This is a genomic window from Rudaea sp., assembly GCF_036383415.1.
GTDB lineage: Bacteria > Pseudomonadota > Gammaproteobacteria > Xanthomonadales > Rhodanobacteraceae > Rudaea.
Genome location: NZ_DASVOK010000008.1, coordinates 1 through 11,126, shown reverse-complemented (window position 1 = coordinate 11,126; position 11,126 = coordinate 1). Strand labels below are relative to the sequence as shown.

The following is an 11,126-nucleotide window of genomic DNA, read 5'->3' as shown; positions in this document are numbered from 1 at the left end:
GTCATCTCGGGCATGGTCTTCGTGCTGATCTTCGGCGCGCAGACCTGGCTGGGCGGATGGCTGATCGACCATGACATCCGCATCATCTTCGCCCAGACCGGCCTCGTGCTCGCCACGGTGTTCGTCACCTTCCCGTTCGTCGCGCGCGAACTGATTCCGCTGATGCAGGCGCAGGGCAGCGACGAGGAGTACGCGGCGCTGAGTCTCGGTGCGAGCGGCTGGCAGACGTTCTGGCACGTGACCTTGCCGAACATCCGCTGGGGTCTGCTTTATGGCATCCTGCTGTGCAATGCGCGTGCGATGGGTGAGTTCGGCGCGGTGTCCGTGGTCTCGGGCAAGATCCGCGGCGCGAGCAATACGATGCCGCTGCACGTCGAGGTGCTGTATCAGGACAACAAGATGGTCGCGGCGTTCGCGGTGGCTTCGCTGCTTGCCCTGCTGGCGCTGCTGACGCTCGGTTTGAAAACATTTCTCGAATGGCGCCACGGCGACGAACTCGCTGCGTTGCGCGGGCGGTAATTTGTGCGATCGTCCGTGATCGCAAAAATCAAAAAGCGGCCATCCCTGGCCGCACTTCTCAATAAAAATCTACTATGCAAATTTCGATACGCCAGTTGAGCAAGAGTTACGGCAGCGTCGCCGCGCTGAACGCCATCGATCTCGACATCGCCTCGGGCGAACTGCTCGCGCTGCTCGGGCCATCGGGCTCGGGCAAGACGACGCTGCTTCGCGCGATCGCGGGGCTCGAGCCGATCGATGGTGGCCGCATCCAGTTCGGCGACATTGATGCGACAGAACTTTCGGTGCAGGAGCGCCGCGTCGGCTTCGTCTTCCAGCACTATGCACTGTTCAAGCACATGAGCGTGCTCGACAACATCACCTTTGGCCTGCGCGTGCGCAAGCGCAAGTACCGCCCCGCGCGCGAGGAGATCCGTCGCCGCGGCGAGGAACTGCTCAAGCTCGTCCAGCTCGGCGGCCTCGAGGCGCGCTATCCGAATCAGCTGTCGGGCGGCCAGCGCCAGCGTGTCGCGCTCGCGCGTGCGCTCGCGATCGAACCACGCGTGCTGCTGCTCGACGAACCATTCGGTGCGCTCGATGCGAAGGTACGCAAGGAACTGCGCGTGTGGCTGCGCCAGCTGCACGACGAGACCGGCTACACGACAGTGTTCGTCACCCACGACCAGGAGGAGGCGCTCGAACTCGCCGACCGCGTGGTTGTGATGAACGCCGGATCGATCGAGCAGGTCGACACGCCCGAGGCGATCCTGCGCCGCCCGGCGACGCGCTTCGTCGCCGAGTTCGTCGAACGCGACGCGGCCGGGCACTACACCGCCGCGCATCCGCCGCATCCGCGCACCGTGCACGAGAAGGTCGCGCGTGTAGTGCGCCTGGGGTGATGCGCGTGCCGCCGGCGCGAATGAAGAATCCTTAATTTCGCCGGAAGCCGCCGGGCGGCGGCTAGAATGCCGCCTCGCTCGTATTCCACGATTCGCGCATGTCTTTCCCGCACCTGCTGCTTGCCCTGGCGGTCATCGTCGTCTGGGGCACGAACTTCGTCATCATCAAGCTCGGCCTCGGGGAGCTGCCGCCGCTGCTGTTCGCGACGCTGCGCTTCTTCTTCTCCTGCGTACCCTGGCTGTTCTTCATCCGCCGTCCCGCGGTGCCGTGGCGATTTCTTGTCGCGAACGGCTTCTTCCTCGGCTTCGGTCTGTTCGGTGTGCTGTTCATCGCGATGCGCAGCGACATCGCGCCGGGCATCGCCTCGCTCCTTGTGCAGACACAGGCATTCTTCACGATCGTGCTGGCGATGTTGCTGCTCGGCGAGCGTATGCATGCATTCCAGGCGGCGGGATTGGCGCTGTGTGTCTCCGGCCTCGCGATGTTCTTCTTCCACGTCGACGCGAACACGACGGTTCTCGGTCTGCTGCTGACCCTGGGCTGCGGCCTGTCGTGGGCGATCGCGAATCTGGTGGCGAAGAAGGCGGCGCAGATTGCCCCGTCGCTGAACATGCTCGGCTTCATGGTCTGGTCGAGCGTGTTCGCGGTACCACCGTTGCTGTTCGCGAGTCTGTTCTTCGAAGGTCCGCAGCGCATCGCCGACGGCCTCGCCCACGCGAGCGCCTTCGGCTGGGTGGCCTCGGTGTGGCAGGGCGTCGCCAACACGCTGTTCGGCTACGGCGTGTGGAACTGGCTGCTCGCGCGCTATCCGGCGGCGACGATCTCGCCGCTGTCGCTGCTCGTGCCGGTGGTCGGCATGGCGAGTGCGGCGATCTGGTTCGGCGAACCGCTACCGGCGTGGAAGCTCGAAGCGGGCGCGCTGGTCCTGCTCGGCCTGATGACGATCACGCTGTGGCCGCGGTTGCGTGCACGCTTCGCCTCAGTCTGAAGCGGCAGGGAACGCGCGGTCGAGCCACACAGGCACGGGCAGGTTTTTCGCGCGTAGGAATTCCGGGTTGAATATCTTCGCCTGATAGCGCGTGCCCGCGTCGGCGAGCAGCGTGACGATGGTGTGTCCTTTGCCCAGCGCGCGCGCAAGGCGGATCGCGCCAGCGAGATTGACGCCACTCGATCCGCCTACATTGAGGCCTTCCTCGGCGAGCAATGCATGCAGCAGCGGCAGCGATTCGTCGTCGCCGATTGACCAGGCGAGATCGATCGGCGCGTCCTTGAAATTGGCCGTGACCCGCGTGGAGCCTATGCCTTCGGTGATCGAATTGCCCTCGGCCTTCAGTTCGCCCGTGTGGACGTAGCTCGCCAGTGCCGAGCCTGCTGGATCGGCCAGTGCGATCGTCACGCCGGGCTTGTTCGCCTTGAGATAGCGGCCGACGCCGGCGAGCGTGCCGCCAGTGCCGGTCGAGCAGACGAAGCCGTCGACGCGCCCGCCGGTCTGGACGAAGATTTCCGGCCCGGTCGTCGCCTCGTGGAAATCGCGGTTGGCGACGTTGTCGAACTGGTTCGCAAACCAGGCGCTTCCGGGGTTCTTTGCGTTGAGCTCCTCGGTCATGCGCCGCGCGACATGGGCGTAGTGCGCGGGATTGGCATACGGCACGGCCGGCACAAGGTGTATTTCGGCACCGGTGACGCGCAGCGCATCGATTTTCTCTTTCGACTGGGTGCTCGGCATCGTGATGATCGTGCGGTAGCCGCGGCTCGCGCCGAGCAGGGCGAGGCCGATGCCGGTATTGCCGGCGGTGCCTTCGACAATGGTGCCGCCAGGGCGCAGGGCGCCGGTTTTCTCGGCGTCGAGCAGCAGGCCGAGCGCGGTGCGGTCCTTGATCGAGCCGCCCGGATTGGCGAATTCGCACTTGGCCAAAATCTCGCAGCCGGTGAGTCGCGATGCGCTCTGCAGGCGGATCAGCGGGGTATGGCCGACCGCGTCGGCGAAGTCTCTGCGGATGTCCATGCGCGCAAGCGTATTGGGAAAGGCTGGGCTTGCAAAGGGCGGTGCCTGCCATGGCGTGACCCTTGAAACATGGCGAAAGGACGCCATCCATCGACATATCACCCGAGGTTATTAGGCGAAAACTGCTGCAAAAATGGCGCATTTGGCCGTCTAGACGTCTGGACGCCCAAATAACCAACCGTTATGCTGCATAACATCAATCGGGAGAATTCCATGGCATTTCTGCATTCCACTCGCTGTTGTCGCCGCCAATCCGCCGCTTCAAGTTTCGCCGATTCCCGATTGCGACCCCATTCGAGTACCCCGTCATGACCCTGACCCAACTCCGCTACCTCGTCGCCATTTCCGACGCCGGCCTCAATATCACCCAGGCCGCCGACCAGGTCCACGCCACCCAGCCCGGCCTGTCCAAGCAGCTCAAGCAGCTCGAAGACGAGCTCGGCTTCCAGCTCTTCGCGCGCAAGGGCAAGAGTCTTTCCGCGATCACCCCCGCCGGCCAGCAGGTCATAGACCGCGCGCGCATCATCCTCGCCGAGGCGCGCAACATCCGCGCGCTCGCCGCCAACCTGCGCGGCGACGACAAGGGCGAGTTGACCATCGCGACCACGCACACCCAGGCACGCTTCGTGCTGCCGCACGCGATCGCCACGCTCAAGCAGCGTTATCCGGCGGTGAACGTCCACCTGAAGCCGATCGGCGATGCACAGGTCATGGGCCTGTTCGAGCGAGGCCAGGCCGACCTCGCGCTCATTTCGACCACCGGCGCATTGCCCAGCGACGGTCTCGCCGTGCCACTGTTCCGCTGGCGCCGCGCCGTCGTCGTGCCGAACGGACACGCGCTCGCTGAATTGAAGCGGCCGCTGAAACTGTCCGATCTCGACGGCGAGCCGCTGGTCAGCTACGAATCCTCGCTGCGCCCCGAGTCGTCGTTGCGCCGCGCATTCGCCGCGGCCGGCGTCGTGCCACGCTTCTCCTGCACTTCGCGTGATGCCGACTTGATCAAGACCTACGTGCGCGCCGGCCTTGGCGTCGGCATCTTCGCCGATATGGCGTTCACCGAGGACGATGCGCGCAATCTGCGCCAGATCGATGCCGGCGGCCTGTTTCCCGAATGCACCACTTGGCTCGTGCTGCGCCGCGACCGCGTGCTGCGCGCCTACGCGGGTACGCTGGCCGAATTGATCGCGCCGCAGATCGATCCGCGCGACCTGCAGCGCGCGCTGTCCGGCGAAGAGCCCGCCGAGTGGCCGCTGCCGCCGTACTGGAGCGAGCTGCAGAAGAAGCTCGTCGCTCGCGCCGCCTGACTTTGTGCGGCGGCTGGGCTACCCTGCGGGCCTTCCGGTCTGCAGGAGACCAGTCGATGAAGTACCAAGGCAGCTGCCATTGCGGGCAGGTCGCGTTCGAGGTCGAAGGCAATCTCGAAGGCGTGATGAGCTGCAACTGCTCGATGTGCCAGCGCAAGGGCGCGCTGATGTGGTTCGTGCCGCGTGAAAATCTGCATGTGACGCGTGGTGACCGCGCGATGGCGAGCTACACCTTCAACAAGCACGTCATCCAGCACAAGTTCTGCCCGACCTGCGGCATCCATCCGTTCGGCGAAGGCACCGATTCATCGGGCAAGGCGATGGCCGCGATCAACGCGCGCTGCCTCGAAAACGTCGATCTGGGTGCGCTGAACGTCACCCACTACGACGGGCGGTCGCGTTGAGCCGCCCTGCTTTTTTCCGGCCGAGGAATGGCATGCGCAGAACAATCTTCGGTTTGTTTTGTTGCGGGTCGGCGGCACTCGCCGGCGCGACCACATTCAGTTTTCCGGTGGATCACTCCGCGGCTGACCATGGCCAACCGCTTTACGTTGCGGACCAGACACTGATCACGGCTATCCCATCGTTGAAGGGCGCGACGCATCGCATGAGCACGTGCATCAATCCGATGTTCATTCCGGCATCGGGGCAAATCGAGTTTGTTCCCGTTCCGACTGGCGATCACCTTGCACAAGCCAAGGTTCTCAATTGCCAATTGAAGACATCGGAAACGTTGACGTGCAACGACGATGGTGCGGTGGATCATCCTGTGGTTTTCGACAAGGAGCCGAGCAAGTCCTTTGTGCTCGTGTCCGGCACGGGAATGGATGAAGCGTTGGACGTCTTTCGCGCGTTTCGTGATCGCAAGATCGAGTACGCGTCGGACAAGGCGAAGCCGTGGATCAATGACATGCCGTTGCGACAGATTGCCCGCAAAGCCCAGCAATACATCGTCAGTTTTTCGGATTGCGGGTGCTCGAACAGTCAAGTCGTCGAGAAGCGTGCCGATAAATTCGTCGTCGTCGAGACTCGCAATGGAATTTGCGTCTAGCGCCGAAAACGCTTTTCAATCGAAGTGCAACCCGCACTCGCGCTTGAGTCCGAAGAAGCGCGTGTCTTCCTCGCGCATGCCTTCGCCGAGCGCGCGCGTCGTGTGCACGTCGCCGATCGAGACGTAGCCTTGCTCCCAGAGCGGGTGATAGGGCAGGCCGTGCTGCTGCATGTACTGCCAGATGTCGCGGTCGCTCCAGTCGATCAGCGGATGCAGCTTCCAGCGGCCGTCGCGCACTTCGAGCACGTTCGAGTTGCGCCGCGTGGTCGATTGCGCGCGACGCAGGCCCGCGATCCAGGTGTGCGCGCCGAGTTCGGTCAGCGCGCGGCGCATCGGTTCGACCTTGCGCAGCGCATTGTATTCGCTGATGCCGTCGACACCGTTTTCCCAGAGCTTGCCGTGGCGCGCTTCCATCCAGGCGATGCCGATCTGCGGGCGGTAGACCTTGAGGTTGAGCGAAAGCTTTTCGGTGAGCTGGTCGGCGAAGCGGTAGGTTTCGGGGAACAGATAACCCGTGTCGATCAGCACGACCGGAATGTCGGTGCGTTCGCGCGTGGCCAGATGCAGCAGCACGGCTGATTGCGCACCGAAGCTCGATGAGAGCACATGCTCGCCGGGCAGGTTTTCCAGTGCCCAGGCCAGGCGTTGATGCGCGTTGCGGCTTTCCAGCCAGGTGTTGAGTTCGACGAGGGCGGTCGGGTCCTCGGCGACGGTCTTGATGTCGGGCAGTTTCATGGCGCGCTCTCCGGCGCTGTGCTTTTTGACGAGATTGAGACGGGTTTCATAGCGTCGTTTCTTGCGGCGCTGTTGTTGAGAAGCGCAGCCGCGAGTGGCCGCTTTTTGATTCTTGCCCTCATGGACGAGGGCTGAGGCATTGTTCGTACAGTGCAACATGAGTTCTTCGCTCCTGGGTTCACGCAGCCGCAGCTTGTGGCTCGAGCAGCGTGACCGGAATGACTTTGTAGTGCGCCTCGGCAAGGAGGCCGGCGTGCACGAGAAAATCGCCGAATGCTTCGTCACCGGATCGCTCGCCCGCGTAGCGCGCGAACAATCCGTCGAGCGTGGCGAGGATTTGCGCCTCGTCGACATTCTCGCGGTGCAGGCGGTTGAGGCGCTGTCCGCGCACGTCGGCGCCGAGCATGAGGTTGTAGCGTCCCGGCGCCTTGCCGATCAGCGCGATCTCGCCGAGATACGGTCGCGAGCAGCCGTTCGGGCAGCCGGAGAGACGCAGGTGGATGCGCGCGTCGCGCAGGCCGTGCCTGTCGAGCAGCGCTTCGACCTTGCCGGTGAAGTCGGGCAGGTAACGTTCGGCTTCGGCCATTGCCAACGCGCAGGTCGGCAGCGCGACACAGGCGAGCGCGTTGAGGCGCAGCGGTGTCGCCGTGCGGTAAAGATCGAGATGGTGCTCGGCCACGATCTCGTCGATCTCGGCGCGATCCTCGTTCGGCACGTTCGCGATCAGCAGATTCTGGTTCGGCGTCAGGCGGAATTCGAGGCCGGAATTTTCGTCCGCGTGGATCTGCGCGATTTTGCGCAGCGCGGTCAGATGTGTGTGCTCGCCGCGATCGGCGACGCGGCCGGCCTCGATGCGCAAGGTCAGATGCGCGCGACCGTTCGTGCCTTCGACCCAGCCGAAGCGATCGCCGTTGTGCTCGAAGCGGAACGGCCGCGCCGGGCGCAGCGGTGCGCCGAAGCGGCGCTCGACCTCGGCCTTGAACCAGTCGAGGCCACGGTCGTCGATCGTGTACTTCAGGCGCGCATGTTTGCGGTCGGCACGGCCGCCGAAATCGCGCTGCGTCGTGACCACGGCTTCGGCGATCGCGTTGATCCGGTCCGGGGCGACGAAGCCGAGCACGTCGGCGAGGCGCGGATAGGTCGCCGGCTCGCCATGCGTCGCGCCGAGGCCGCCGCCGACGGTCACGTTGTAGCCGAGCAACTCGCCGTTCTCGACGATGGCGATGAACCCGAGGTCGTTGGCGAACACGTCGACATCGTTGAATGGCGGCACCGCGAAAGCGACCTTGAATTTGCGCGGCAGGTAAACCGCGCCGTAGATCGGCTCGTACTCCTCGCCGGAGCCGGCGATCTTCTCCTCGTCGAGCCAGATTTCGTAGTAGGCGCGTGTCTTCGGTTTGAGGAATTCGGACAGCTTCGCCGCATCGTCGTGGATGCGCGCGTGCAGCGCGGATTGCAGCGGGTTGACGCCGGCCATGACGTTGCGGTTGACGTCGCCGCAGGCGGCGATCGTGTCGATCAGCGACGCGTTGATCGCCTGCAGTGTCGCCTTCAGTTCACGCTTGATCACGCCGTGGAACTGGAACGCCTGGCGCGTGGTGAGGCGCAACGTGCCGTTGGCGTAACGCTGCGCGATCGCGTCGAGCTTGAGCCATTGCTCGGGCGTGACCACGCCGCCCGGCAGGCGCGTGCGGATCATGAAGCTGTAGTCGGGTTCGAGCTTGGCCGCGCGGCGTTCCTCGCGCAGGTCGCGGTCGTCCTGCATGTAGCTGCCGTGGAACTTGATCAGCTGGGTGTCGTCGTCGGCGATTGCGCCGGTGACCTCGTTGGCAAGGCTTTCGAGCAGCGTGCCGCGCAGGCGGCGGCTGCGTGTCTTGATGCCTTCGACGGGGGACAGTGCGGGTGCGGTCGTCGACATGTCAGTAGACGTCGCGCGCGTAGCGGCGCTCGGAGGCGAGCTGGTTGAGGAAATCGCGCGCGTCCTCGTCGGACTTGCCGCCGTGTTCGATGACGATGTCGCGCAGGGCCGCGTCGACGTCGTGCGCCATGCGCGTCGCGTCGCCGCAGACATAGACATGCGCGCCGTTTGCGATCCAGTCGTAGAGCTCTTTGCCGCGGCGGCGCAGCGAGTGCTGCACGTAGACCTTCTCGGACTGATCGCGCGAAAACGCGAGGTCGAGCTTGTGCAAGCTGCCGTCCTTGAGCGCCTTCTGCCACTCGACCTGGTAGAGGAAGTCGGTGCGGAAATGCGGATTGCCGAAGAACAGCCAGTTGCGGCCTTTCGCACCAGTTTCCGCGCGTTCCTGGATGAAGCCGCGGAACGGCGCGACGCCGGTACCTGGGCCGATCATGATCACGTCGCGCGAGGCGTCGGCCGGCAGGCGGAAGCGTTCGTTCTCTTCGATAAAGACCGGCACGTCGGCGTCTTCCGGGAGAGTAGCCAGAAACTGTGACGCCGCGCCGACGTGCCGGGTCCCGAACTTTTCGTAGTCGAGCACTGCGACGGTGAGGTGGACTTCGTCACCGACCGCTTTCTGGCTCGATGCGATCGAATACATGCGTGGCGCGAGCGGACGCAGCGCGGCGACGAATTCTTCGGCACTCCAGTCCGCGGCGAACGTGCGCAGCACGTCGATGAGCTGGTAATCGCCCAGCAGTTCGCGCAGCGCGTCCTTGCCTTCGGGCGTGAGCGCACGATCGAGCGTCGCGTTCTTCGCGCGCTTCGCGTGTTCGACCAGGAACGGCTTCGACAACGCAGTGATTTCGCGCTTGCGCAGCAGCCATTCGCGCAGCGAGTGCGCTTCGCCTTGCGCCGTGACGGCACGCTCGCCGTCGAACTTCAGTTGCGCCAGCACGGCGTCGACCAATGCCGGCGGATTCGTCACCACGACACCGAGCGCGTCGCCCGGATGGTAGGCGAGACCTGAGCCCTCGAGCGAAAGCTCGACATGGCGGATGTCCTTCGTGCCATTGCGCGCGCTGATGCGCTGGTTCGCGAGCAACGGCGCCGCGAACGGCTTCTCGCGCGTCCATGCCGGCACATGCGCATGGACGCCGCTGCGCAGCGGCGTCACGGTGGCCGCGCGCGGCGTCGGTGATTCGGCCTTGAGCAATTCGCGCGCCTGTTCCAGCGCCTGCTTCGACCACGGCGCGGCGACGCTGGCGATGTCTAGATCGGCCTCGCCGCGCGCGAATAGGCGGGTCGCGCCGAGTTCGGCGAGGCGCGCGTCGATCTTCGTGCCGATCGCGCAGAACTGCGGATAGCTCGAGTCGCCCAGCCCGAGCACGGCGAACTTGAGTTGCGGCAGCTTCGGCGCGCGCTTGCCGGCGAGGAATTCGACGAAACCGCGCGCGTCGTCGGGCGGATCGCCGTCGCCCTGGGTCGAGATCACGACGTAGAGCAGGCGTTCGTTGGCGAGTTCCTTCGTGTTGTACGCGTCCGCACGCACCAGACGCACGTTGAGGCCCGCGCCTTCGGCATCGCGCGCGATGGCCTCGGCCTGGCGCTTGGCGTTGCCGGTCTGGCTGCCGTAGACGATGGTCAGCCGGGTTGAAACCTGAGTTTCGGCGGCCGCTGCGACGGTGGCGGGCAGCGGCACGGCCACGTTGGCCGCGACGGCGGCGCTCAGCGGCACATGGCGGGAGGAGGCGGCTACGCCGGCGACGTAGCCGGACAGCCAGTACAGCGAGTCCGTGTCGAGACCCTCGGTCAGGCGCGCCAGCAGCGCGAGCTTGTCCTCGGAAAACGGCGATAAAATGCGATTCGGTTGGGCGGACACGGCAGCACTCGCTTCGATTTGGACGGCTAGACGTCTGAATGTCCAGACGCGATGCAGGCGATCCTAGTCCTCACCGGCGGGCGCCAGAACGTACCTTTTGTTATAGGGACATGCGCGGCAGTTATCGCTTCGGGTGATATGGGCGATCCGCCACCGGCCGCAGGCGCAGCGCGGCGCGGTTTGCAATGCCGCGCCGCCGCATTGCCGCAGGCCATATCCACATCACTGCGGGGACTTTCGATTTAGCGAACTCCTAACAGTCGTTGTGCTTCCATTCAGCCATCGCCGCTTCGATGCGGCAGCCGAACAAACTCAATATGCAGCGACTTATCGTGATCGGCGGGGGAGCCGCGGGCTCCGCTGTCGTGGGCGAACTCCTGCGCCGTGGCCAGCCGGGCGAGTTCGACCTCACCTGGCTCGTCGGCCGTCAGGCGCCGGGCCGTGGCGTCGCCTACTCGACCACGGCCGAGCATCACCTGCTCAACGTGCGTGCGGCCAACATGGGCCTGTTCGCCGACGACATCGGCGGGTTCGTCGCCCACGGGCAGGCTCAAGGCTGGCCGGTCAAGGGCTTCGATTTCGTGCCGCGCGCCTGGTACGGCGACTATGTGGAAGCCGTGCTGGCGCGTGAGATATCCGCCGCACGCGAACGCGGCCTCGCCCTGCGCGTGCTTTCGGCGGATGCAACCAGCGTGCGCGGCGACGATGCAAACGGTTACGTCGTCGGTACCGCCGACGGCGAGGACTTTGATGCCGACGGCGTGGTCCTCGCGATCGGCGCGCTGCCGTCCACGCCGCTGGCCGAAGTCACCGAAGCGGCACGCGCCAGCCATGCCCACACGGCCGACCCGTGG

At 65.0% G+C, this 11,126-nt stretch carries 10 protein-coding genes and 1 pseudogene; 7 read left to right on the top strand and 4 right to left on the bottom strand.

Features of this window, described 5'->3' with window-relative positions:
* From VF497_RS00200 to VF497_RS00190, 3 genes and pseudogenes are all read left to right on the top strand, one after another.
* Window positions 1–519: ABC transporter permease subunit (locus tag VF497_RS00200; RefSeq protein ID WP_330885049.1), on the top strand; the 519-nt coding region annotated here is incomplete at its 5' end.
* A 74-nt stretch (window positions 520–593) separates the two neighbouring features.
* Window positions 594–1,304: pseudogene (locus VF497_RS00195) on the top strand (sulfate/molybdate ABC transporter ATP-binding protein); the annotation flags it as partial.
* A 191-nt stretch (window positions 1,305–1,495) separates the two neighbouring features.
* On the top strand, window positions 1,496–2,386 hold the full coding sequence (locus tag VF497_RS00190) for an EamA family transporter (RefSeq protein ID WP_330885047.1): 891 nt from the start codon (window positions 1,496–1,498) through the stop codon (window positions 2,384–2,386).
* On the opposite strand, the gene VF497_RS00185 is transcribed toward VF497_RS00190, so the two are convergent.
* Window positions 2,378–3,403 carry a cysteine synthase A gene (locus VF497_RS00185; protein ID WP_330885045.1) on the bottom strand — a complete coding sequence of 342 codons (1,026 nt, stop codon included), beginning with the start codon at window positions 3,401–3,403 and terminating at the stop codon, window positions 2,378–2,380. The genes VF497_RS00190 and VF497_RS00185 overlap by 9 nt on opposite strands.
* 308 nt (window positions 3,404–3,711) lie before the next feature.
* Between VF497_RS00185 and VF497_RS00180 the strand changes: the two genes are divergently transcribed.
* The 3 genes from VF497_RS00180 to VF497_RS00170 are packed head-to-tail and all read left to right on the top strand — an operon-like array spanning window position 3,712 to window position 5,758.
* Window positions 3,712–4,707 (top strand): LysR substrate-binding domain-containing protein, encoded by a 996-nt coding sequence (locus VF497_RS00180; protein WP_330885042.1) that lies wholly within the window; start codon window positions 3,712–3,714, stop codon window positions 4,705–4,707.
* Window positions 4,708–4,763: 56 nt separating this feature from the next.
* On the top strand, window positions 4,764–5,111 hold the full coding sequence (locus tag VF497_RS00175; protein WP_330885040.1) for a GFA family protein: 348 nt from the start codon (window positions 4,764–4,766) through the stop codon (window positions 5,109–5,111).
* A gap of 32 nt (window positions 5,112–5,143) precedes the next feature.
* Window positions 5,144–5,758 (top strand): hypothetical protein, encoded by a 615-nt coding sequence (locus tag VF497_RS00170; RefSeq protein WP_330885038.1) that lies wholly within the window; start codon window positions 5,144–5,146, stop codon window positions 5,756–5,758.
* A 15-nt stretch (window positions 5,759–5,773) separates the two neighbouring features.
* Here VF497_RS00170 and VF497_RS00165 read toward each other — a convergent pair whose 3' ends face one another.
* From VF497_RS00165 to VF497_RS00155, 3 genes are all read right to left on the bottom strand, one after another.
* Window positions 5,774–6,493, bottom strand: coding sequence for a phosphoadenylyl-sulfate reductase (locus tag VF497_RS00165; protein ID WP_330885036.1), 720 nt, complete (start codon window positions 6,491–6,493; stop codon window positions 5,774–5,776).
* Window positions 6,494–6,671: 178 nt separating this feature from the next.
* Window positions 6,672–8,411: an assimilatory sulfite reductase (NADPH) hemoprotein subunit gene (cysI, locus tag VF497_RS00160; protein WP_330885033.1), complete on the bottom strand. Its 1,740-nt coding sequence runs from the start codon at window positions 8,409–8,411 to the stop codon at window positions 6,672–6,674.
* A 1-nt stretch (window position 8,412) separates the two neighbouring features.
* Window positions 8,413–10,290, bottom strand: a complete 1,878-nt coding sequence (locus tag VF497_RS00155; protein ID WP_330885051.1) for an assimilatory sulfite reductase (NADPH) flavoprotein subunit — start codon at window positions 10,288–10,290, stop codon at window positions 8,413–8,415.
* 299 nt (window positions 10,291–10,589) lie between these two features.
* Here VF497_RS00155 and VF497_RS00150 point away from each other — a divergent pair.
* Window positions 10,590–11,126, top strand: a 537-nt coding sequence (locus VF497_RS00150) for an FAD/NAD(P)-binding protein (protein WP_330885032.1), incomplete at its 3' end; no start/stop codon positions are given.

What these genes read in the sequence shown, in the direction of transcription:
- VF497_RS00190 (WP_330885047.1), top strand. Translation starts at nt 1,496, where the DNA reads ATGTCTTTCCCGCACCTGCTGCTTGCCCTGGCGGTCATCGTCGTCTGG.
- VF497_RS00185 (WP_330885045.1), bottom strand. Translation starts at nt 3,403, where the DNA reads ATGGACATCCGCAGAGACTTCGCCGACGCGGTCGGCCATACCCCGCTG.
- VF497_RS00180 (WP_330885042.1), top strand. Translation starts at nt 3,712, where the DNA reads ATGACCCTGACCCAACTCCGCTACCTCGTCGCCATTTCCGACGCCGGC.
- VF497_RS00175 (WP_330885040.1), top strand. Translation starts at nt 4,764, where the DNA reads ATGAAGTACCAAGGCAGCTGCCATTGCGGGCAGGTCGCGTTCGAGGTC.
- VF497_RS00170 (WP_330885038.1), top strand. Translation starts at nt 5,144, where the DNA reads ATGCGCAGAACAATCTTCGGTTTGTTTTGTTGCGGGTCGGCGGCACTC.
- VF497_RS00165 (WP_330885036.1), bottom strand. Translation starts at nt 6,493, where the DNA reads ATGAAACTGCCCGACATCAAGACCGTCGCCGAGGACCCGACCGCCCTC.
- cysI (WP_330885033.1), bottom strand. Translation starts at nt 8,411, where the DNA reads ATGTCGACGACCGCACCCGCACTGTCCCCCGTCGAAGGCATCAAGACA.